This window comes from Pseudomonas batumici, assembly GCF_036585405.1.
In the GTDB taxonomy this organism is placed as follows: Bacteria; Pseudomonadota; Gammaproteobacteria; order Pseudomonadales; family Pseudomonadaceae; genus Aquipseudomonas; species Aquipseudomonas batumici.
On record NZ_CP144470.1, the window covers coordinates 5,235,385 to 5,255,825 of the forward strand.

The window sequence follows — 20,441 nt, forward strand, 5'->3', positions numbered from 1 at the left end:
CCGTTACTCCAGCATCCTGGCCAGCAACCAACTGCCCGCCGGCCCCGGCGGATGCAGGCGTGACCAGAGCGCATCCACCGCGATCGGCCGCGGCCAGCCGCGGACCGGCAGCTCCACCAGCGAAGCGTTGTCGAAGCGCTCCACCAGCCAGCGCGGCAACGAAGCCCAGCCGAACCCGCGCTGGGCCATCTCCAGCAACATCAGGTAACTCGATGCCGACCAGAAGCGCCCCTGGGCACGGCTCTCGTAAGGATTGACGATGGTTGCCAGCCGCAGTTCGCGGTGCCGCTGCAGGTTGGGTTGATCGACCTTGGTCTGTTTCGCCAAGGGATGATCGCGGTGGACGAACACGGCAAACTCGGTGCGTTCATCCACGGTGGCGCTGCCCAGGTCCGGCGGGTAGCTGTCCTGCCGCTCGGCAAAGGCTACCTGTGCGCGGCCTTGCCGGACCAGCTCCACCAGGTCGGCGCATTCGGCGATCAGGCATTCCAGCTCAAGGTCCGGGTAGCGCGCTTCGAAGCCGCTCAGGGCCGCCTCGAAACGGTTGGACTGGTAGGTGTCGGAAATCACCACCGTCAGCTTCGCTTCCAAGCCCCCGGCCAATTGGCGGGCGGTCATTTCCAGGCGATTGTTGGCCGCCAGGATGTCCTCGGCCTTCTGCAGCATGACATGGCCGGCGGCGGTCAGGCCGGGCTTGCGGGTGCTGCGGTCGAACAGCTCGATACCCAGGTCGATTTCCAGGCTCGCCACTGCCGCGCTGATGGTGGATTGGCTCTTGCCCAGCTTGCGTGCCGCCGCGGAAAAGGAGCCCAGGGTCGCGGCCTGGACAAAGGCCTGGAGCATTTCGTTGGAGGCCATAAACTATCGCTTTTGTCGATGGTAATCGACTTTTAGTATCTATAGGGGCGGCGATAATGGCAACTCCAGACATCAATGGAGGCGTCCGTCATGACCCCCGGCAAGTCCTTTACCGAGCGAGTATTACAGGCCATTGGCTTCGAGGTTTTCGCCGTACTCCTGTGCACGCCGCTGTTCGCCTGGGTGATGAGCAAGCCGCTGCTGGACATGGGCGTGGTGACGGTCGCCAACTGCTTTATCGCCCTGGGCTGGAACGTTGTATTCAACGGGATGTTCGACCGGATGTGCGAGCGCTTCGCCCTGGCCCGGAACGTCTGGACCCGCCTGCTCCATGCCCTGTTGTTCGAAGGTGGGCTGATCGTGGTGAGCGTGCCGCTGGTGGCCTGGTGGCTGGAGCTCAGCCTGTTGACGGCGTTGCTGCTGGATATCGGTGTGCTGCTGTTTTTCCTGCCCTATACCTACCTGTATCACTGGGCCTATGACGCTGTGCGCGAGCGGTTGTTGCTGCGGGCACGGACCTCGTAGGAGCCGAGCTTGCTCACGAAAGCGCCAAGCTCGGGCTCCGCCGTATTTACAGGAACATGCCGCCCGAGGCCTCGATCCGCTGCCCGGTGATCCACTGGCCGCCGTCGCCCAGCAACAGCGCGATGGCCCCGCCGATATCGTCCGGCAAGCCGGCGCGGCCCAGCGCGGTGTTGGCCGCGACATAGGTGTTCAGGTCCTGGTTATCGCGCACGGCGCCGCCCCCGAAATCGGTCTCGATGGCACCGGGGGCCAGGCAGTTCACACTGATACCGCGCGCCCCGAGTTCCTTGGCCTGGTAACGGGTCAAGGTTTCCATTGCCCCCTTCATCGCCGCATAGGCACCGTATCCCGGCAGGCTGAAGCGCGCCAGGCCGCTGGAAATATTGACGATACGCCCGCCGTCGGCCAGCAGCGGCAAGAGTTTCTGGGTCAGGAAAAACGGCCCCTTGAAGTGCACGTTCAGCAATTGGTCGAACTGCTCTTCACTGGTCTCGGCGAACAGGGCATGCACCCCGACCCCGGCGTTGTTGACCAGGAAATCAAAGTGCTCGCGGGCAAAGACAGTGGCCAGAACCTTGGCCACGGCCTCGCTGAAAGCCTTGAATCCGTCGGTCCGGCCCACGTCCAGTTGCAGCATGGCGGCGCGGCCACCGAGTTTTTCGATTTCGGCCGCCACGGCCTGGGCGTTGTCGGCCCGGCTGTTGTAGGTGCCGATGATATCGACACCTTGGGCGGCCAGGTGCAGCGCGGTGCTTTTGCCCAGGCCGCGACTGGCACCGGTGATCAGGGCGATTTTGCGAGTCATGTGGTGTTCCTCAAGGGGTGGATGACGTGAGGAGAGTGTATTTATCCGGTCTGGATTGGATAAATGGTGCTGAATCGGAAACACTGATCGCATACGCCGAACAATAGGAAAGCGCCGTCATGAACAAGCTGGACCTGTTGCGGACCTTTATCCGGGTCACCGAACTGTCGAGTTTCACCCAGGCGGGGGAAAGTCTTGGCCTGCCCAGGTCCAGTGTGTCCGAGCACGTCCAGGCGCTGGAGGAACTGGTGGGCACGCGCCTGTTGCAGCGCACCACGCGCAAGGTCCAGGCGACCCAGGACGGCCTGGTGCTGTATGAACGCAGCAAGGACCTGCTGGCGCAGATGGATGAGCTGCAAGGCCTGTTTCGCCAGGATGCGGCCTTGCTCGCCGGGCGTATTCGGTTCGATATGCCCAGTGTCATGGCCCGTCGTGTGATCATGTCGCGCCTGCCGGAGTTCATGGCCCGTCATCCGCTGATCGAGCTGGAGATCAGCGGCACCGACCGCCGCGTCGATCTGCTGGGCGAGGGGTTCGATTGTGTGCTGCGGGTCGGCGCGCAACCCGATCAATCGGTGGTGGCTCGGCATTTGTGCGCGCTACGGATGGTCAACTGCGTCAGTCCCGCCTATCTGCAGCGTTATGGTCGACCGGAGTCCGTCGCCGATCTGGCCAACCATCGGCTGGTGCACTATGTCGGTGTGCTGGGCGCCCGCTCCTCGGGATTCGAGTACCTGCACAACGGCAAGCTGCAACAGGTGCCGATGGCCGGCAGTGTCACGGTGAACAATATCGATTGTTATGAGGCGGCTTGCCTGGGCGGGTTCGGCCTGATCCAGGCGCCGTACTCCGGCATGCGCAAGCATCTGGACAGCGGTGCGTTGGTCGAGGTGTTGCCCGACTGTCTGCCGGCGCCGCTGGAGGTGTCGCTGCTGTATGCCCAGCAACGCCATTTGCCCCGGCGGGTGCGGGTGTTCATGGCGTGGTTGGGGCAGGTGATGCAGGAGGATCTGGCTGACGCTTGAAGCGGACCGCATGCCCTGGGCATGCGGTCCCGGGGCAGGGCTCAGAACAGCTTCGTGAACAACCAGTACAGGCTGCCCGACAACAGGATCGCCGCCGGCAGGGTCAGGACCCAGGCCATGACCAGGTTGCGGATGGTGCGCATCTGCAGGCCACCGCCATTGGCGATCATGGTCCCGGCCACGCCCGAGGACAGGACGTGGGTGGTGGACACCGGCAAGCCGTACATGTCCGCCGCGCCGATGGTCAGCATGGCGACCATTTCCGCCGAGGCGCCCTGGGCGTAGGTCAGGTGGCTCTTGCCGATCTTCTCGCCCACGGTGACCACGATGCGCTTCCAGCCGACCATGGTGCCCAGGCCCAGGGCGATGGCCACGGCAATCTTCACCCACAGCGGAATGAAGCGGGTGGCGCCGTCGATCTGCTGCTTGAACAGCTGCAGCTTGCCCTGGGTATCGGCGTCGAAGTTGCCGACCTTGTCCTTGTCCATCAGGCGGATGGTTTCGCTGCTCAGGTACATGTCGTTGCGCACGTTACCCATGGCTTCGGCCGGGACCTTGGCCAGCGAGCCGTAGCCCTTGACTTCAGTACCGATGCTGCCGGCCAGGGCGGCCAGTGACGGGACCAGTTCCGGTGTCGCCTGTTTGCTGCGCACATACTCCGAGAGCGTCTGGCGCGGGTCGGCCGGGGCCGGTTGCGGCGCACTGCGTACCAGCGCCTGCTGGGTGACTTCGGCGACCGCGGCGAATTGCAGCGCCTGGTCGGCCGGCATGGTGCGGTTCAGGGCGTAGGCCATCGGCAGGGTGCCGACCAGGATCAGCATGATCAGGCCCATGCCCTTCTGCCCGTCGTTGGAACCGTGGGCGAAGGACACACCGGTACAGGTCAGGATCAGCAGGCCGCGAATCCACCACGGGGGTGGCGCCTTGCCTTTGGGCGCTTTGTACAGCGCACGGTTCTTGACCAGCAGGCGCAGGGCCAGCAACAGCAGGGCGGCGCAGAAGAAACCCACCAGCGGCGACACCAGCAGGGCGTAACCGATCTTGATCGCCTGGCTCCAGTCCACGCCGCTGGTGCCGTCGCGCCCATGCATCAGCGCGTTGGCCACGCCCACACCGATGATCGAGCCGATCAGGGTGTGGGACGAGGAGGCCGGCAGGCCCAGCCACCAGGTGCCGAGGTTCCACAGGATGGCGGCGATCAGCAGGGCGAAGATCATCGCGAAGCCGGCCGAGGAGCCCACTTGCAGGATCAGTTCCACCGGCAGCAGGGCAATGATGCCGAAGGCCACCGCACCGCTGGAGAGCAGCACGCCGAGGAAGTTGAAACAGCCGGACCAGACCACCGCGAAATGCGGCGGCAGGGAATGGGTGTAGATCACCGTGGCCACCGCGTTGGCGGTGTCGTGGAAACCGTTGACGAACTCGAAGCCCAGGGCGATCAACAGCGCCACGCCGAGCAGCAGGAAGGGCGTCCAGGTGGTGACCACGGTGCCGAAGTCGTGCATGTCGTGCATCAGGCTGTAGGCGGTGAACAGCAGCCCCATGGCCAGCACCGCGAAAAAGATCACGGCGGTGAGGACGCGGGGTTTGCTTTCGAGCTGGGGTTTGCCTGTGTCCTGGGCGGGCGAGGCGGCAGTCAATGACGGGGTGGCCATGCCGTAAATCCTTTTTGAGAACGGATGCCAGACATGATCGTTGCCAAATGTTACAGGCAGACTGCTCCAAGTCAGTAATCCTGACGCTTGCGAAACGTCCGGCGCCATCAGGATCCGGAATCCCTCCGGGTCGCCCGCCAGCGAGTTTGCGTGGACGTGAGGGGGTTGGCACTTTTTTCACCGGACGACGGGTATGATGCGCGCCATTGACCGATGGTCGGCTCAATTCAAGCGCCGCACTGGCGCGCCGATGGTAGTGATGTAATCCGCAGCACTATTGGCCATGTGCCCGGTTGTCGCTGACAGGGATGTTTCGACTGCTCGCGTTTCCTACAGGGAACGCTCAATCCTTGTTCAGAGATTCCCCCCGATGTTGCAGAAATCCTTGAGAGCCCAAATTCTCACGCTCCTGAGTGGCAGCCTGATCGCCATGCTGCTGATCGCGCTGACCTGCTTCCACTTCCTGTCCAATGGCGTCCAGGAATATCGCGACCTGATCGAAGGCCCCTTGCGCACCTCACACCTGATCGACGAGGCCAACGTGCAATTCAAGGCCCAGGTGCAGGAGTGGAAGGATGTCCTGCTGCGTGGCAAGCAACCCCAGGATCTGAACCGGTACTGGTCGCAGTTTGAAGCGCGCCAGCGCGATGTGCAGGATATTCTCGGCCGTCTGGCCGCCCAGCCGGGCATGGATGCACGGCTCAAGTCACAGATCGAGCAACTGCGTGAAGAACACCGTTTGCTGGGCAGCGCCTACTTGAAAGGTCGCGAGGCCTACCTGGCCGCCGGGGCCGACTCGAGCGCCGGTGACCAGGCGGTCAAGGGCGTGGACCGCGCCGCCAGCGAACAGATGAGTACGTTGGTCGCCCAGTTGCGCAAGCAGGGTGATGAACAGTCGATGGCCATCAGTGCCGAGGCCGAACGGACCATCTGGATCGGTATCCTGGTGTTGCTGGCGTCGGGGCTGTTGATCGGCCTGTTGAGCCTGTGGCTGATCAACCGCAATCTGGTGACGCCGATCCGCCGCCTGATTGCCTATGTGGCGCAATTGAGCCATGGCAAGTTCGATGATCGCGTGAGTGCCAATCGCCAGGACGAGTTGGGTCACCTGGCGGTGGCGGCCAATACCCTGCGCGACTTCCTGGCGGAGACTTTCAGTCACCTCAAGCGCAGCACCTCGGACCTGGACGGCGCCAGCGGCGAGCTGAAGTCGATTGCCGGCCTGATGGCCCAAGGGACCCACGAACAGTTCGAGCGCACCGACCAGGTGGCCACCGCCATGACCGAAATGTCCGCTACCGCCCAGGAGGTCGCCCGCCATGCCGGGGATGCCGCGACGGCGGCGGATGATGCCGATCGCTCGGCCCAGCAGGGTGAGTTGGTGATGCAATCGACCATCGAGACCATTACCCGCATGCGTGGAGAGATCACCACCACCGCCACGGTCATTCGACGCCTGGAAGCCGACAGTGGGCGGATCGGCAAGGTGCTGGAAGTGATTCGCGGGATTGCCGAACAGACCAACCTGCTGGCCCTCAACGCCGCCATCGAGGCCGCCCGTGCCGGGGAAGCCGGACGCGGGTTTGCCGTGGTCGCCGATGAGGTGCGCAGCCTGGCCCAGCGTACGGCGGATTCCATCGCCGAGATCAACCAGATCATCCACTCGGTACAGACCGGCGCGGTGGATGCGGCGCAGGCCATCGAGGGCGGCCAGGCCCGCAGTGAAGAGAGCGTCGAGCAGGTGACCGAGGCCGGCGCCATGCTCGAGCGTATCACCACTGCCGTGGAAGCGATCCGCGACATGAACCGCCAGATCGCCACCGCCGCCGAAGAGCAGACCTCGGTGGCCGAGGACATTTCGCGCAACCTGACCGAGATCACCGCCATCGCCAGTACCAATCTGGACAACGTCAAGCGCACCGAAGCCGCCAGCCAGAACCTGCACGGCTTGTCGGGGCAGTTGAATGATGTGACGGCCCGCCTCGGGGCCTGACCTGGAGCCACAAGGATGTGGGGTTGTATCGGGGTGCTGACACGTGTGATACAGAATCACTCTCAATCATGCTGTAAAGCTGTCGATCATAGGACTGCCTATAACTGAATCGGGAGATCCTCCATGGTCGGCATCACTTCGGTCAACATTGCTTCAAGCGTTTCCACCACCAGCACCAACAAGACCACCAGCACCACCAGCAGTGACACCAGCAGCACCAGCACCACAGGGGCTGCCAGCGGCACGACCAAGGTCGACACCAGTCAAGTGACCGGCTCTGGCGGCGCGTCTGGCAGCGGCGGCAGCGACAGCAGTTCGAGCTCCAGCTCCTCCTCCGAGACGGTCAAGGAGCTGCAAAAGCAACTGGCCGATCTGCAAAAGCAGTTGCAGCAAGCGGAGCTGCAGATGCAGAAGGCCCAGTCGAGCAATGACAGCCCGGACGCCAAGGCCACCGCGCTATCGTCCGCGGAGTCGCAGGTGTCTTCCATTGCCGGTTCCATTGCGACGGTCACCGCCGCCCTGACCAACGCCTTGCAGGAAGAAGGCAGCAGCACCTCGGGCACTTCGGTGAACACCACCGCCTGAGTCAAAGGCTGTGATTGTGCAGATCGCTCACCAGCATGCAGCCCGGCGCGTGGGTGATGCACAACGGTGGGCGTGACGCTTGCACCACCGCTTGCGGGGTCACCCCGCAGGCCCAGAACACCGGCAGTTCATCGTTGGCCAGCGGCACGGCGTCACCGTAGTCCGGTGCGCCGAGATCATGGATACCGATCAGCCGCGGGTCGCCGATGTGCACCGGTGCGCCATGCACGTTGGGCATGCGCCCGGTGATCTGGATCGCCCGGATTGCATCGGCGGCCTTCAGTGGCCGCATGCTCACCACCAGCTTGCCCTGCAGGCGTTCGGTGGGGCGGGTGTCGATATCGGTCTGGTACATCGCCACGTTGCGTCCCAATTTGACATGGCGCAGATCGATGCCGGCCTCCAGCAAGGGTTGTTCGAAGGAGAATGAGCAACCGATGGCGAAGGCCACCAGGTCGTCACGCCAGAGGTGCTTGATGTTCTGCGGCTGCTCTGTCAGCTCGCCCTGGCGATAGACCCGGTAGCGGGGCACGTCGTGGCGGATGTCGACGTGCTCGCCCAGGTGACGGAACAGCGGGTCCCCGGGTCGGGTGATGTCCAGTATCGGACAGGCCTGGCGATTGAGGGTGCAGAAGCGCAGGAACTCGTCGGCCCAGTCCCCGGGCAGGATCACGATATTGGCTTGCACCCGGCCCTGGCCCAGGCCGCTGGTATGGCCTTGATACTGGTCGGTGGCGATGTGTCGGCGCAAGGCGCGCGGCGCCAGATGGCGCAACTGGTCGAAGGACAGCGCAGGCAGGTTCATCGAACGTCTCTCTTGTGTTGGGTCGAGGCCTTTTTAGGGCGCCGCGGCAGCGTCGTCCAACGAGAAAATCTGTTATTGCGAACAAGAAAAACTGATCTTCGGTCCCGGTCGGCGATCCCGGATTTCGCCAGGCATCCCTGAGAGGGGCATCAACTTTTCTTATGCATTGACCGGCTTTTTTTCCGTTTGACGCTGTACCGCTCCGGCGCGAAGAATCCACTCCACGACGCAGCTCACCGCGTCGGCTCTCCACGACAACGCCTTCACAAAAAAACAATGAGGCATGTCCGTCATCTTCCCTTGCTGCCGCAGGAACCCTCCATGGAACACACCACGACTGACCACGTGCCTTCAGGGGCGAGCCGTGCCGGACCGTTCAGTTGGTACGGCCCACTGAGCAAAAATGAAAAACGCACCTTCTGGAGCTGCAAGATCGGCTATGCCCTGGACGGCATGGACACCCAGATGCTGAGTTTCGTGATCCCCACCCTGATTGCCACCTGGGGCATTTCCAAGGGCGATGCCGGGCTGATCGGCACCTCGACCTTGCTGGCCTCGGCGGCCGGCGGCTGGATCGCCGGGATCCTGTCCGACCGCATCGGTCGGGTGCGCACCCTGCAACTGACGGTGCTCTGGTTTGCCTTCTTCACCTTCCTGTGCGGGCTGGCGCAGAACTATAACCAACTGCTGGTGGCGCGCACGTTCATGGGCTTCGGTTTCGGGGGTGAGTGGACCGCCGGCGCGGTGCTGATCGGCGAGGTGATCCGCTCCCAGGATCGCGGCAAGGCGGTGGGCATGGTGCAGGCCGGTTGGGCACTGGGCTGGGGACTGACGGCCTTGCTCTATGCCGGCTTGTTCAGCTTTCTGCCGGCGGAGCAGGCCTGGCGGGCGCTGTTCATGATCGGCCTGATACCCGCGCTGTTCGTACTGCTGATCCGCCGGTTGGTCAAGGAGTCCGACACTTTCGAGCAGGCCCGGGACGAGCGTCTGGGCCAGTCTGAAAAGCCCTCGCCCTGGGCTTTCTTCGAGATCTTCGCGCCACGCATGCTCAGCACCACCTTGCGTGCGTCGTTGCTGACCACCGGCGCGCTGGGCGGTTACTACGCCATCACCACCTGGTTGCCGACCTACCTGAAAACCGAGCGCGGCCTGAGCGTGCTGGGCACCGGCGGTTACCTGGCGATGGTGATCGTCGGCTCCTATGTCGGCTATGTCAGCAGCGCGTTGTTGACCGACGCCGTTGGCCGCAAGAAGAACTTCATCCTCTTTGCCCTCGGCTCCATGAGCATCGTCCTGGCCTATACCCAACTGCCCATCGATAACACCTGGATGCTCTGGCTGGGGTTTCCCCTGGGGTTCTTCGCCTCGGGCATTTTCGCCGGCATGGGCGCATTCCTGACCGAGCTGTTTCCCACCCGCATGCGCGGTTCGGGCCAGGGCTTCTGCTACAACGCCGGGCGCTCCATCGCCGCGTTGTTCCCACTGCTGATCGGCGCGCTGAGTGAAACCCTGCCGATCGGCGTCGGCATCGGGGTGTTTGCCGCCGGTGCCTATGCGGTGGTGATCCTGGCGGCCCTGAGCCTGCCGGAAACCCGCGGTCGCCAGCTCGAGAGCTGAGTCCCGACGCACCCGGGCCCCGTGGGCCCGGGCACTCCTGATCCTGACGTTTCAACCACATCGGTCGCGATCCCAACGCCCCCGAGAGGGTCGGCTCGCGCCCGCAACAAAGGAGCACAGCATGAAACCGTTCGATTATTTCTCGCGTTTGTCGGTACCGGCGGGCACGTTACTGGGCTTGGGCCTGCTCTGTGCGCCGGGTGCCCGGGCGGATTTCCTCGCCGACAGCAAGGGCAGCCTGGAGGCGCGCAACTTCTACTTCAACCGGGATTTTCGCCAGCCGGGCTCGCGGGAAAAGGCCGATGAATGGGCCCAGGGTTTCCTGTTGCGCATGGAATCCGGCTACACCGAAGGCACCCTGGGTTTCGGCCTCGATGCCCTGGGCATGGTCGGTTACAAACTGGACTCGGGGCGCGGCACGGCGGGCACCGGCCTGCTGCCGGCGGACACCCGGCACGGCGGCTCCCAGGACAGCTACGGCAAGCTGGCGGTGGCGGCCAAGGTACGTTTTTCCAAGAGCACCTTGAAAGTGGGGAACATGCAGATAAAGGACCCGGTGATCATTTCCAACGACACCCGTCTGCTACCGAGCACCTTCCAGGGCGGTTTGTTGAACGTGCAGGAAATTGACCACTTGAAGTTGACGGGGGGCTCGTTCAACCAGATCAAGTATGTCGACTCCACCGACAATCAGAAAATGACCGCCAACCGCATTGGCGGTTCGAGCGACAAGTTCCAGTTCGCCGGGGCGGATTATCAGTGGTCGCCCAGCCTGCTGACCCAGTACCGCTATGGCAAGTTGGAGAGTATCTACCAGCAGAACTTCCTCGGCCTGGTGCATAACTGGGACCTGGGTCAGGGCCAGAACCTGAAGAGCGACCTGCGTTACGCCCGTAGTACCGAGGACGGCAACTTCCGTCCGCTGGATAACCGGGCACTGGGGGGCATGTTCACCTACAGCCTCAAGGGGCATGCCCTGGGGTTCGGCTATCAGCGCATGAGCGGCAAGGACCCGTACCCTTACATCGGGCACAGCGATCCGTACCTGGTGAACTTCGTGCAGATCGGCGACTTCGCCAATATCGACGAGCGTTCCTGGCAGGTGCGCTATGACTACGACTTTGCGCAGTTGGGCCTGCCGGGTCTGACCTTCATGACCCGCTACGTGTCCGGCGACAATGTGCAGCGCACGATTCCGGGTGAAGGCAAGGAGTGGGAGCGCAACACCGACATCGGCTATGTGTTCCAGGACGGCACGCTCAAGGGGCTGGGCGTGAAGTGGCGCAATGCGACAGTACGTTCGAACTTCGGCAACGATCTGGACGAGAACCGCCTGATCATCAGCTATACCTTGGCGCTCTGGTAACGGTTATCGCCGACAAGCTGGCTCCTGCAGGTTTGGCGGCGTTCTCGAGGGAGTACGCCGCCTCTTGCTCAGTAGCCGTTGGCCTCGAGGATCTGCGGCACGGTTTTCGGTGACGGGCGCTTGAAGTACTTCAGCAACTCGGACGAGCGGTTGGTGAAGATGCCATCCACCCCGGCGTCCAGCACCTTCTTGAAGTCCGTAGGCGTATCGATGGTGTAGGCATGCACCAGCATGCCCTTATCGTGGGTGTACTGGTTCATCCAGGGTTTGACCAGGTCCGAATAGCTCTGGTCGCCACCCTGGGTCAGCTCCGCCGACGGGCCGGTACCGATGGCGCCCTGGGCCTTGGCGTAGTCGACCCACTTCTCGAACTCGGCCTTGTCCTTGGGTTCCTGTTTGGCGTAGTAGGCGGCCTTGGTCTTCTCGCCGGAGTCGGCAAAGCTCACCTTCGACCTGGGCTCGATGCTGCCTTCACCGACCCACAGCAGCAGGATCTTCGGCGTGTCCGGCATTTCCTTTTGCAGCAGTTCCAGGCTGCTCTTCTCGAACGTCTGCAGGATCACCTTGCCTTTGCCCTGGCCGACCTGGGGCTGTTCCTTGGACACCACCGACGTTTGGCTCAGCAGGCCGCGCTCCTGCAACTTGTTCTTCAGCTCATGCTCGATACCGGGGAACTGCTTGGGCGCCTTGGTCTCGATGTACAGCCCCGGCTGGTGTTTCGGATTGGCCTGGGCGATGTCGATGATCTGGTCCAGGCTGAGGATTTTCAGGCCGACATAGGACGGGCGGGCGCGCTCGGGGTAGGCCTTGTTGAACCAGCTGCCGGCGTCCAGGGTCTGCAGTTCGGCCCAGGTGAAGGCGTTGGCCGGGCTGTCCTTGCGCTCCGGGAACTTGCTGGCCACGTCGGTGGTGCGCGACAGGTTGTTGTCGTGCAGGGCGAAGATCACCCCATCCTTGCTGCGTTGCAGGTCCATTTCCAGATAGTCGGCACCCAGGTCGCGGGCCAGGGTGTAGGAGGCCGCGGTGGATTCCGGGGCATCGAAGGACGCGCCACGGTGGGCGATCACGGCGGGATGGGGAATACCGGCCACGGCTGCGAGGTCGCTGGAGGCGCTGTTGGCCTCGGCGGTGCCGAGGCCCAGCAGCAGGCTCAGCACCAGGGCGCTTTGGGTGAAGTTGACGGGCATGCTCGAATTCCTTTCGCGGAGGGTGAAGACTTCCTTTTAACAACGGATTGCTACAGCGGCTACCGCGAAACCGCCACAAACGTGCGCCAGATCCGGTTTTCGACAGGTTCATCGGGTATTGTGTTTCAGGACTTGTCGCCTATTTCCCCGCCAGAGGGACAGGCATGCCCTGCGTGTAAACCATCCATCATGAGCCGTGCGGCTCTTCAGTGAGGTTTACCATGCGTATCACGTCCGAGCTCATCTGCCAGGCGGCCGACCAACTCAAGGGCTTTGTCGGCTTCAATCGCAAGACCGGTCAATACATCGTCCGCTTCAGTGAGGACGCCTTCGGCATGGATGTGGCGGATGACGCCATCTTTCCGGCCTGCGAGTTTGTCTGGCGGCCGACCGCGCAAGAGGCCATGAGCCTCAGTCGCGAACGGATTCAGCTATTGCTGGCACAGAATATCGATGAGCGGATCAACATCAGCGAACCGTTGCGGGTGTACCAGCGGCGTGTGGACGTTCCCGAGATCGTGGCGCTGCGCCGGGCGGTCAGCGCCTCCTGATGTGATGCTGGCCGTCAACGCTCGAAAGGGTAGGCCCGTTCGACCTTGCACACCCGAGTGTGAAAGGCCTGGTACCAGGTCGAACGACCGCGTTCGCGGATTTCGCTGTGTTCGGCGTGTTGCTTCCAGGCCAGGATCGCCGCTTCGTTGCTCCAGTAGGATACGGTGATGCCCAGTCCGTCCTCGCCCCGGGCCGACTCCACGCCGAGAAAGCCCGGTTGTTGTCGGGCCAGTTCGACCATGCGTTGCGCCGCCTCGCCGTAGCCTTGATCACCCTCGGTACGCAGGGAGGTGAAGATGACGGCGTAGTAGGGCGGTTGCGGGGTCTGGGCAATCATTGCCGCTGACTCGCGCAGGCCGCCAGGAATGCGCTGGCCAGTGCCGGGGTACGACCTTCCAGCGCCGCGCGTTCGGGTTGGAACAGGGTGGCAACGAAGAAGGGATGTCCCTTGAGCTCGATCGCCCGCAGATCGCCCTGGGTGTCGTGGCCGCTGGCGCGCAGGTCGCCGTCGAGCAAGGCACTTTCGAACTTGGGGTTGATGCCGTAGCGGCAGTGATAACCCTCATGGGTTTCCAGGGCCCCGTAGGCCTTGGCAATCAGCGTGCCTTCGACAAACCGGATGCGGTCATGGGCTTCGACCAGGGAGCAGCTCAGCGGCGAAATCACTGAGCGCGGCGAGTCGGGCGCGGTTTCGCCATGCTCGGCGTCCGTCCAGCCCAGCACATGGCGCGCATATTCCAGGATGGCGTGTTGGAAACCGGCACAGGTGCCCAGATACGGGCGTCGTTGTTCGCGGGCATGGGTAATCGCCAGCAGTGCGCCTTCCAGGCTGCGGTAGGGGCTGCCCGGGGTGCACCAGAAACCGTCGAAAAGACTCAGGTCGGTCTGCGGCGTGAGGCTGTTCGTGGCCAGCCATTGGGCCTGCACGTTCAGGCCAGCGTCCTCGGCTGCCCGTTGCAGGGCCACGGTAAGGGCGCGGTGAGCGGTGATCTGCGGGTCGTGATCGCCGATCAGGGCGATGTTCAGGACGGTGCGTGGCGAGCGTGGCTCCATGGATATTTCCCCCAGGCTTGTTGATTCCCGGAGCGAACTATAAGGTGGCGACGACGCATTCAATATAGGCATTTACCCAAGTGATCAATGCACCGCTGCACTATCGACTCGAGCATGCCGACCTGTCGCTGATACTCGCGCTGGTCCGCGGACGCTCCCTGGCGCGAGCGGCAGGTTTGCTCAAGGTCGATGTGTCGACGGTGTTCCGTTCGGTGCGTCGGCTGGAGGCGGCGCTGGGCCGGCAGTTGTTCGAGAAGAGTCGCGCCGGTTACCTGCCCACCAGCCTGGCCCAATCCCTGGCCGAACAGGCGGAGCGCGCCGAGCAGGCGTTGGAGGCGGCGTGCGTCAGCATCGAACAGGGCGGCGAGGTGATCAGCGGCACGGTGCGCCTGACCTGCACCGCCTCGGTCCTGCATGCGCTGTTGTTACCGGCGCTGGCGCGGTTCATGCCGGCTTATCCGGCCCTGACCCTGGAGCTCAGTACCTCCAACGATTTTGCCAACCTGAACCGGCGTGATGCCGATATCGCTTTGCGCTTGACCGACTCGCCGCCGGAACATCTGGTGGGGCGCTGCCTGGGCATGGTGTCCTACCGGGTCTGTGCCAGCCCGGCGTATCTGTCGACGGTCGCTCTCGGGGATCTGGAGCGACTGGCCTGGATCGCCCCGGATGATTTTCTCCCCGATCATCCGAGCGTGAGCTGGCGCCGTCAGCGCTTTCCCGGGGTGGTGCCGAACTACCGTTGCAACAGCATGTTGTCGGTGGCGGAGCTGGCGCGGGCCGGGTTGGGGATCGCGGTGCTGCCGGACTTCATGTCGGGTGAGCAGCAGGGCTTGCAGTCGCTGGCGGATGTACCGCCGAGCTACGACACGGCGTTGTGGTTGCTGACCCGCCCCGACTGCCGGGCGTTGCGCTCGGTGGTGACCTTGTTCGATGAACTGGCGCGGACCATTCGCCTAGGTGATGCTGGCGGAACACCTTCTTGAAATAGCGTTTACCGCCATCAGGTCTTGCGCACGAAATGCTCGTGCATCTCCAGCGTCAGGCTCTCGATGCGTTCGGTCAGTTGCTTGGTCATTTCGGTCAGTTGGGTGTTCTGTTCGAGCAGCGCCAGCAGTTGTTCGCTGGTTTTCGCCGCCGCTGCCTGACGCTCGGTATTGGCGATCGCCAGTGCTTCACGGTGTTGCGCGTCCGCGTCGGCATGGGCCTTGTCGCGGGCGGCCTGGCGGGTCTGGGCCAGCAGGATCAGGGGGGCGGCATAGGCCGCCTGCAGGCTGAACGCCAGGTTGAGCAGGATGAACGGGTAGACGTCGAACTGGGTCACGCCCGCGACGTTGAGGATAATCCAGGCCCCGACGATCACCGTCTGGGCGCCGAGAAACATCGGCGTACCAAAAAAACGCGCGAAGGCTTCGGCTTTCAGCGCAAAGGTGTCGTTGCCGAAGGTGCTGGACAAATGTGCGTGGGGGCGGTGGAAGCGCAGGTGGTCGGTGCTTTTCGAGGAGTCTTCAGGTTTTTTTGAGGTCATGGCGAACTCTGCGGGGCATGGGAGTCAGGGCACACTATAGCCCTATCCGATGTTGCCCGGCGCCTTCCCTGGCGCTCGCGCTGCCCGCTCGGGTGTCAGTTGCGCTCGTTGGCGAACATGCTCACCGCCTGCACCGCGTTACTGGCGCCGTCGCGAATCTGCAGGATCACCGTGCCGGCCTGGTCCGCCAGGTCGACCCCCTTGGCCGCCCGGTCGCGGGTGCCGGTCATGCTGTCGATGGCTTTCTGGGTTTCGCTCTGGATCATGCCGATCATCTCGGAGATCTCGGCCGTCGAGCCGCTGGTACGCGCCGCCAGCAGCCGCACCTCGTCGGCGACCACCGCGAAACCTCGTCCCTGTTCGCCGGCCCGGGCGGCTTCAATGGCCGCGTTCAGCGCCAGCAGGTTGGTCTGCTCGGCAATCCCGCGAATGGTATTGACGATGGCGGTGATTTGTTCGGAGCGCTCGCCCAGCTTGGCGATCAGCGCTGAAGAACCTTCGATGTTCGAGGCGATTTCGCGCATTTCGGTGGCTGCCTGCTGGATCACGCCGGTGCCGTGCTCGGCGACTTTTCTCGTCTCGATCGAGATGTGGTAGGCGTCGCTCGCACTCCTGGCATCCTGTTCGTGTTTCTCCACGCGGCCAGTGACGTCCGTGGCGAACTTGACCACCTTGCACAGGCGACCGCTGGCGTCGTACACCGGGTTGTAGCTGGCCTCGAGCCACAGGGTCTGGCCACGCTTGCCGACACGTTCGAACTGGCCGCTGAAGAACTCGCCCTGGTTCAGCCGTCGCCAGAAATCCTGGTACTCGCTGCTGTGGGTGGTGTCCGGTCTGCAGAACATCTTGTGGTGCTTGCCCTGGATTTCCGCGAGGGTGTAGCCCATCAGGCCGAGAAAATTCTGGTTCGCGGCGATAACGCTGCCGTCGGGATTGAATTCGATCATTGCCATGGCCCGGTCGATGGCCTGCAACTTGCTGTTGGCCTCACTCTCGCATTGCATCTTGGCCGTGACGTCCAGACCATATTTGACGATCTTGCACACGCGGCCCCCGTCATCCTTGATCGGGTTGTAGCTGGCTTCCAGCCAGACGGAGCGGCCATCGGCCGCCACACGCTCGAATGTCCCGGCTTCGAACTGGCCGGACTTCAGCCGCGCCCAGAGCTGGGTGTACTCGGCACTGCGGGCGTAGGCGGGTGTGCAGAACATCCGATGCGGCTGGCCCACCACCTGTTCCTGGCGATAGCCGGTGGCCTTGAGGAAATTGTCGTTGGCGCGCAGGACCGTGCCATTGAGGTCGAACTCGATCACGACCATGGACCGGTCGATGGCACTGAGCTGGTTGGCTTGTTCGGTCAGGGATTGTTGGAGGGCACTGATGGTTTTTTTATAGGTATTGAATAGCATGGCATTTGCTCGGAGAGGGATACAACGTGAGAGTCAGTCCCTGGTCATGCGGCTTGCGGCTTGTCCGAGAAAGGGCAAGGGAAGCGACAGCCCGATGCCAGCGCTCCATGGCTGGCAATTCACTGCGGCGTATGCGGCCGCAAAGCATTTTCGATCCAGAGCACTGCACTGCCGTGCCCATGAAAACTCCTGGGTTGTGCAAATGTCCCTATCAAGGTGATCGTTCAGGAAAGTCCTGGCTGAATAGTGGCCTTGTGATGTCTTTTTCTTATACAAGGCAACGTGAAATTCTACAACAACTGACTGAAGTGCCTCTCAGACCGAGGCAAGCGACTCAGACCGGGTCGGCCAGGCTGCAACAAGCATTGTCCGCATCTGCGCTGTTGACCTTGTTGCGCCCGGTGTTCTTGGCGACATAGAGCGCTTTGTCGGCTTCGTTCAGCCAGGCGCCGGCATCGTTGAAATCCTTGCGACAGGAGGCCAGGCCAATACTCAGGCTGACCCGCAATTCCGGGACATCGGCATTGCGATAGTTACCGAACACTTCCCGTAGGCGCTCCATCACTTCATTGGCCCGTTCCAGTGACATCTCCGGCAGGATCACGCAGAACTCATCGCCACCATAGCGCCCGGCCAGGTCATCTTCGCGCAGGTTGTCGCGCAGGTCCTTGCTCAATTGACGCAGCACACTGTCGCCGACCAGATGACCGTAGGTGTCGTTGATGGCCTTGAAGTGGTCGATGTCGATCAAGGCAATCACCGCGCGGCACTGACTGTAGCGGCATTTGTGGAACTTGAGGTGCAGCAGGTCTTTCCAGGAGCCGTGATTGAGCAGCCCGGTGAGGCTGTCGGTACGGCTCAGGGCGCTGAGGATGCGTTTGTGTTCGGCCAGCTTGATCGCCAGTTGGTAGCAGCCCATGCCGATCACCAGGGGGTAGAGGATCAGCACCGGCAGAACGCTATAGATCTGCACCGACGTGGTCAGCGGGTTGAAGGCCGGGGCGAAGATCAGCCAGGACACCAGGATGCCGATGGCCTGGGCGACCAGCCCCTGGGCCATCAGCCGTGGTCCGCCGGCCGCGACGTTGTGCATGGCCATCAAGCCCAGCATGTTGATCGTGGTCAGTGGCGTGAACTGGATGGTGGCGGCCCAGAATCCTCCCATCAGCGAATCGATCAGGATATTGCGGCGTTCGGCCTGGTAGGGAAAGGGTGAGCGCCTGGCGACCTGGTAGGCCAGGTGCGGCCAGGCCACGGCATTGATCGCCATCAATATCCAGATCCACATCGGCATGGCCAACGGGTAGAGCGCGGCGATGACGCTGAAACAGCCGACACCAACGCCTACCGTGCGCGGTAGGTAAATGCGCCTGGCAAACGATAACCCTTTGCCTCGTTGGATTTGCATAGGTTTTTTGCGCCACTGTTTAATCTGAACACCAGGGTGGTGTTCTGCACGGAACGGCCGTTCATCGGATAAGGAGGATGAATATTGTCGAGCATTCCGTAAAGAATAATCAGTGTCCTTCCAAGCCATTTCAAAGGTCTTGGGGCGGGTTTGGCAGTATTCGCCGGTTATTTGACGATTTCGTAGCCGGCGAGAAACAGATCCAGCGACGACTCTATGACACGGGCCTGTGTCGGCGGGTCCAGGGGCGGCTGGCCGAGGCTGATCTGTGGCCAGAAGGCGAAGGTCTTGAGCAGGCCGTGCAACTGGGCGGCCGCGAAGGCCGGGTCCACGGGCTTGAAGGTGCCGTCGGCCTGGGCATCGCGAATCCACTGGTTGAAGGCTTCTTCCCGTTCGGCCAGGCGCGCGACCATGCCTTGGGCTCGTTCGGGCGCATGGATGGTGGCGGCGATCGCGACCCGGGCCAGGTCGAGGAAGCTATTTTCGCTGAGGAGGCGCAGTTTCAAGGCCAGCAATTCGCGCAATTGCTCGCGCAAGGTCCGATCCGGGTGGTAGGACATGTCCACTTGTGCCGCGCTGCTGGCCCACAGGTGGTGCATGATTTCCGCGAACAACTCTTCCTTGCTGGGGAAGTGGTTGTACACCGTGCGCTTGGACACCCCGGCCTTGGCGGCGATCTTGTCCATGCTGGTGACCTCGAAACCGTCGGCGCGAAAGGCCTCGATGGCCGCCTGGATAATGGCTTCGCGCTTGCGGTCGGTGAGGCGTAGGGGAGCGGTCATGGGGCGGCTTCGGCAGGAGAAGAAAAGTTACACTCGGTAGTTTACTTATTGGCGGCGTTGTTGCAAGCTTGAAACTACACTGTGTAGTGTAGTTGCTCCGCTCCAGTATTTCATTCGATCAAGGCTTGCGTGCAGCGGCTCTCGATCATCCAGCAGAAGAACGTGGGAACCCTTTGCGGTTTCCGGGAGTCACCCCGTTATGGCTACTCGTTCGCTTACCCGCGTCAAACCATCGTCCTTGCAGGAGCAGGGGCAGTACCGAAACCACGTGCCAACACCCCGGGGCGGGTTCGGCAAGATGCTGGGTATCTTCTGGAAAGCGCTGTTTCACAAACCCCGCAATACCCGTCCGGCCGGCAGCGTCCCGGTCCTGGGGCTGACCCGCGAGCAACTGCTGGCGGCGGACGACTTCAGTGTGTTCCGTCTCGGCCACTCGACGTTGTTGCTCAAGCTGCAGGGGCAGTTCTGGCTGACCGACCCGGTGTTCGCCGAACGTGCGTCGCCGGTGCAATGGGCCGGTCCCAAGCGCTTTCATCAACCGCCCATCAGCCTTGAAGCATTGCCGCCCATCGAGGGAGTGATTCTTTCCCACAATCATTACGACCATCTTGACTACAAGACAGTCCTGCAACTCGCCGCCAAGACGCGACATTTCCTCGCGCCCCTGGGGGTTGGCGACCAGTTGATCAAGTGGGGCATCCCGGCTGAGAAGGTGCGGCAGCTGGACTGGTGGGAAGAGACCCAGGTGGGCGGTATTCGCTTTGCCGCTACCCCGGCGCAGCATTTTTCCGGTCGCACGCTGTTCGACAGCAACCAGACGCTGTGGGCGTCCTGGGTCATGATGGTGGGTGACCAGCGGATTTTCTTCAGCGGTGACAGTGGCTACTTCGAGGGCTTCAAGCGGATCGGTGAACATTACGGCCCCTTCGATCTGACCCTGATGGAAACCGGTGCCTACAACGTCGATTGGCCGCATGTGCACATGCAACCGGAGCAGAGCCTGCAGGCTCACCTCGACCTCCAGGGGCGTTGGTTGCTGCCGATCCACAACGGCACGTTCGACCTGTCCTTCCATGCCTGGCATGAACCCTTCGACCGGATCCTGGCCCTGGCCTGGGAACGCAATGTGTCCATCACCACGCCGCGGATGGGCGAGGCCTTCAACCTGCTGCAACCGCATCGCGGGTATGCCTGGTGGCTGGAAGTGGAGCACCCGGAAGCGGCTGAAACGCCGATTGCGGCTCGCTAGGGTGTCCCACGGCTTGCATTGATTTTTCGCTCAGCCTGC

General features: G+C 62.7%; 20 protein-coding genes and 2 pseudogenes. 10 read left to right on the forward strand and 12 right to left on the reverse strand.

Annotation, left to right across the window (positions count from 1 at the left end; genetic code table 11):
* Positions 1 to 3: 3 nt before the first annotated feature.
* Entirely contained in the window at positions 4 to 858 is an 855-nt protein-coding gene (locus NUH87_RS23825; protein WP_338522934.1) for a LysR family transcriptional regulator, read from the reverse strand.
* A 90-nt stretch (positions 859 to 948) separates the two neighbouring features.
* On the opposite strand from NUH87_RS23825, the gene NUH87_RS23830 reads away from it, so the two are divergent.
* Positions 949 to 1,383 carry a multidrug/biocide efflux PACE transporter gene (locus NUH87_RS23830; protein ID WP_338522935.1) on the forward strand — a complete coding sequence of 145 codons (435 nt, stop codon included), beginning with the start codon at positions 949 to 951 and terminating at the stop codon, positions 1,381 to 1,383.
* A gap of 46 nt (positions 1,384 to 1,429) precedes the next feature.
* Here the strand turns inward: NUH87_RS23830 and NUH87_RS23835 are convergent, their stop codons facing one another.
* The gene (locus tag NUH87_RS23835) at positions 1,430 to 2,188 is read right to left on the reverse strand and encodes an SDR family NAD(P)-dependent oxidoreductase (RefSeq protein WP_338522936.1); all 759 of its coding nucleotides are present in this window, start codon (positions 2,186 to 2,188) and stop codon (positions 1,430 to 1,432) included.
* Between the two features lie 119 nt (positions 2,189 to 2,307).
* Here NUH87_RS23835 and NUH87_RS23840 point away from each other — a divergent pair, with 119 nt between their 5' ends.
* Positions 2,308 to 3,213 (forward strand): LysR family transcriptional regulator, encoded by a 906-nt coding sequence (locus tag NUH87_RS23840; protein WP_338522937.1) that lies wholly within the window; start codon positions 2,308 to 2,310, stop codon positions 3,211 to 3,213.
* Positions 3,214 to 3,254: 41 nt separating this feature from the next.
* Here the strand turns inward: NUH87_RS23840 and NUH87_RS23845 are convergent, their stop codons facing one another.
* Positions 3,255 to 4,868: an inorganic phosphate transporter gene (locus NUH87_RS23845; protein ID WP_338522938.1), complete on the reverse strand. Its 1,614-nt coding sequence runs from the start codon at positions 4,866 to 4,868 to the stop codon at positions 3,255 to 3,257.
* An 898-nt stretch (positions 4,869 to 5,766) separates the two neighbouring features.
* Here NUH87_RS23845 and NUH87_RS31355 point away from each other — a divergent pair.
* The 3 genes and pseudogenes from NUH87_RS31355 to NUH87_RS23855 form a co-directional block, all read left to right on the forward strand.
* Positions 5,767 to 5,928, forward strand: a pseudogene (locus NUH87_RS31355) (methyl-accepting chemotaxis protein); the annotation flags it as partial.
* Positions 5,929 to 6,156: 228 nt separating this feature from the next.
* The gene (locus NUH87_RS31360) at positions 6,157 to 6,861 is read left to right on the forward strand and encodes a methyl-accepting chemotaxis protein (RefSeq protein ID WP_422393956.1); all 705 of its coding nucleotides are present in this window, start codon (positions 6,157 to 6,159) and stop codon (positions 6,859 to 6,861) included.
* 123 nt (positions 6,862 to 6,984) lie between these two features.
* Complete coding sequence (locus NUH87_RS23855) at positions 6,985 to 7,446, forward strand: hypothetical protein (protein ID WP_338522941.1); 462 nt, start codon at positions 6,985 to 6,987, stop codon at positions 7,444 to 7,446.
* Position 7,447: 1 nt separating this feature from the next.
* On the opposite strand, the gene NUH87_RS23860 is transcribed toward NUH87_RS23855, so the two are convergent.
* The gene (locus tag NUH87_RS23860; protein ID WP_338522942.1) at positions 7,448 to 8,251 is read right to left on the reverse strand and encodes a putative hydro-lyase; all 804 of its coding nucleotides are present in this window, start codon (positions 8,249 to 8,251) and stop codon (positions 7,448 to 7,450) included.
* Positions 8,252 to 8,572: 321 nt separating this feature from the next.
* Here NUH87_RS23860 and NUH87_RS23865 point away from each other — a divergent pair, with 321 nt between their 5' ends.
* The gene (locus tag NUH87_RS23865; protein ID WP_338522943.1) at positions 8,573 to 9,868 is read left to right on the forward strand and encodes an MFS transporter; all 1,296 of its coding nucleotides are present in this window, start codon (positions 8,573 to 8,575) and stop codon (positions 9,866 to 9,868) included.
* Positions 9,869 to 9,989: 121 nt separating this feature from the next.
* Positions 9,990 to 11,234 (forward strand): OprD family porin, encoded by a 1,245-nt coding sequence (locus tag NUH87_RS23870; RefSeq protein ID WP_338522944.1) that lies wholly within the window; start codon positions 9,990 to 9,992, stop codon positions 11,232 to 11,234.
* A 68-nt stretch (positions 11,235 to 11,302) separates the two neighbouring features.
* Here the strand turns inward: NUH87_RS23870 and NUH87_RS23875 are convergent, their stop codons facing one another.
* Positions 11,303 to 12,421 (reverse strand): glycerophosphodiester phosphodiesterase, encoded by a 1,119-nt coding sequence (locus NUH87_RS23875; protein WP_338522945.1) that lies wholly within the window; start codon positions 12,419 to 12,421, stop codon positions 11,303 to 11,305.
* A gap of 221 nt (positions 12,422 to 12,642) precedes the next feature.
* Here NUH87_RS23875 and NUH87_RS23880 point away from each other — a divergent pair, with 221 nt between their 5' ends.
* Complete coding sequence (locus NUH87_RS23880; protein ID WP_338522946.1) at positions 12,643 to 12,972, forward strand: DUF2025 family protein; 330 nt, start codon at positions 12,643 to 12,645, stop codon at positions 12,970 to 12,972.
* Between the two features lie 14 nt (positions 12,973 to 12,986).
* Here the strand turns inward: NUH87_RS23880 and NUH87_RS23885 are convergent, their stop codons facing one another.
* Positions 12,987 to 13,310, reverse strand: a complete 324-nt coding sequence (locus NUH87_RS23885; protein ID WP_338522947.1) for an antibiotic biosynthesis monooxygenase — start codon at positions 13,308 to 13,310, stop codon at positions 12,987 to 12,989.
* Entirely contained in the window at positions 13,307 to 14,026 is a 720-nt protein-coding gene (locus NUH87_RS23890; protein ID WP_338522948.1) for a CTP synthase C-terminal region-related (seleno)protein, read from the reverse strand. The genes NUH87_RS23885 and NUH87_RS23890 overlap by 4 nt, the downstream gene beginning before the upstream one ends.
* 80 nt (positions 14,027 to 14,106) lie before the next feature.
* On the opposite strand from NUH87_RS23890, the gene NUH87_RS23895 reads away from it, so the two are divergent.
* A complete protein-coding gene (locus NUH87_RS23895; RefSeq protein WP_338522949.1) occupies positions 14,107 to 15,012 on the forward strand; it encodes a LysR family transcriptional regulator in 906 nt (301 codons plus the stop codon).
* Between the two features lie 17 nt (positions 15,013 to 15,029).
* Here NUH87_RS23895 and NUH87_RS23900 read toward each other — a convergent pair whose 3' ends face one another.
* From NUH87_RS23900 to NUH87_RS23915, 5 genes and pseudogenes are all read right to left on the reverse strand, one after another.
* The gene (locus NUH87_RS23900) at positions 15,030 to 15,554 is read right to left on the reverse strand and encodes a DUF1003 domain-containing protein (protein WP_338522950.1); all 525 of its coding nucleotides are present in this window, start codon (positions 15,552 to 15,554) and stop codon (positions 15,030 to 15,032) included.
* A gap of 95 nt (positions 15,555 to 15,649) precedes the next feature.
* Positions 15,650 to 16,078, reverse strand: a complete 429-nt coding sequence (locus NUH87_RS31365; RefSeq protein WP_422393957.1) for a methyl-accepting chemotaxis protein — start codon at positions 16,076 to 16,078, stop codon at positions 15,650 to 15,652.
* A gap of 111 nt (positions 16,079 to 16,189) precedes the next feature.
* A pseudogene (locus tag NUH87_RS31370) lies at positions 16,190 to 16,963 on the reverse strand (PAS domain-containing protein); the annotation flags it as partial.
* A 334-nt stretch (positions 16,964 to 17,297) separates the two neighbouring features.
* On the reverse strand, positions 17,298 to 18,371 hold the full coding sequence (locus NUH87_RS23910; RefSeq protein ID WP_338522952.1) for a diguanylate cyclase: 1,074 nt from the start codon (positions 18,369 to 18,371) through the stop codon (positions 17,298 to 17,300).
* 167 nt (positions 18,372 to 18,538) lie between these two features.
* Positions 18,539 to 19,153, reverse strand: a complete 615-nt coding sequence (locus NUH87_RS23915) for a TetR/AcrR family transcriptional regulator (RefSeq protein WP_338522953.1) — start codon at positions 19,151 to 19,153, stop codon at positions 18,539 to 18,541.
* 199 nt (positions 19,154 to 19,352) lie between these two features.
* Here NUH87_RS23915 and NUH87_RS23920 point away from each other — a divergent pair, with 199 nt between their 5' ends.
* Complete coding sequence (locus NUH87_RS23920; protein WP_338522954.1) at positions 19,353 to 20,402, forward strand: MBL fold metallo-hydrolase; 1,050 nt, start codon at positions 19,353 to 19,355, stop codon at positions 20,400 to 20,402.
* Positions 20,403 to 20,441: the final 39 nt, after the last annotated feature.

Coding starts and splice junctions, on each gene's coding strand:
- NUH87_RS23825 (WP_338522934.1), bottom strand. CDS start 858: ATGGCCTCCAACGAAATGCTCCAGGCCTTTGTCCAGGCCGCGACCCTG.
- NUH87_RS23830 (WP_338522935.1), top strand. CDS start 949: ATGACCCCCGGCAAGTCCTTTACCGAGCGAGTATTACAGGCCATTGGC.
- NUH87_RS23835 (WP_338522936.1), bottom strand. CDS start 2,188: ATGACTCGCAAAATCGCCCTGATCACCGGTGCCAGTCGCGGCCTGGGC.
- NUH87_RS23840 (WP_338522937.1), top strand. CDS start 2,308: ATGAACAAGCTGGACCTGTTGCGGACCTTTATCCGGGTCACCGAACTG.
- NUH87_RS23845 (WP_338522938.1), bottom strand. CDS start 4,868: ATGGCCACCCCGTCATTGACTGCCGCCTCGCCCGCCCAGGACACAGGC.
- NUH87_RS31360 (WP_422393956.1), top strand. CDS start 6,157: ATGTCCGCTACCGCCCAGGAGGTCGCCCGCCATGCCGGGGATGCCGCG.
- NUH87_RS23855 (WP_338522941.1), top strand. CDS start 6,985: ATGGTCGGCATCACTTCGGTCAACATTGCTTCAAGCGTTTCCACCACC.
- NUH87_RS23860 (WP_338522942.1), bottom strand. CDS start 8,251: ATGAACCTGCCTGCGCTGTCCTTCGACCAGTTGCGCCATCTGGCGCCG.
- NUH87_RS23865 (WP_338522943.1), top strand. CDS start 8,573: ATGGAACACACCACGACTGACCACGTGCCTTCAGGGGCGAGCCGTGCC.
- NUH87_RS23870 (WP_338522944.1), top strand. CDS start 9,990: ATGAAACCGTTCGATTATTTCTCGCGTTTGTCGGTACCGGCGGGCACG.
- NUH87_RS23875 (WP_338522945.1), bottom strand. CDS start 12,421: ATGCCCGTCAACTTCACCCAAAGCGCCCTGGTGCTGAGCCTGCTGCTG.
- NUH87_RS23880 (WP_338522946.1), top strand. CDS start 12,643: ATGCGTATCACGTCCGAGCTCATCTGCCAGGCGGCCGACCAACTCAAG.
- NUH87_RS23885 (WP_338522947.1), bottom strand. CDS start 13,310: ATGATTGCCCAGACCCCGCAACCGCCCTACTACGCCGTCATCTTCACC.
- NUH87_RS23890 (WP_338522948.1), bottom strand. CDS start 14,026: ATGGAGCCACGCTCGCCACGCACCGTCCTGAACATCGCCCTGATCGGC.
- NUH87_RS23900 (WP_338522950.1), bottom strand. CDS start 15,554: ATGACCTCAAAAAAACCTGAAGACTCCTCGAAAAGCACCGACCACCTG.
- NUH87_RS31365 (WP_422393957.1), bottom strand. CDS start 16,078: ATGCGCGAAATCGCCTCGAACATCGAAGGTTCTTCAGCGCTGATCGCC.
- NUH87_RS23910 (WP_338522952.1), bottom strand. CDS start 18,371: ATGCAAATCCAACGAGGCAAAGGGTTATCGTTTGCCAGGCGCATTTAC.
- NUH87_RS23915 (WP_338522953.1), bottom strand. CDS start 19,153: ATGACCGCTCCCCTACGCCTCACCGACCGCAAGCGCGAAGCCATTATC.
- NUH87_RS23920 (WP_338522954.1), top strand. CDS start 19,353: ATGGCTACTCGTTCGCTTACCCGCGTCAAACCATCGTCCTTGCAGGAG.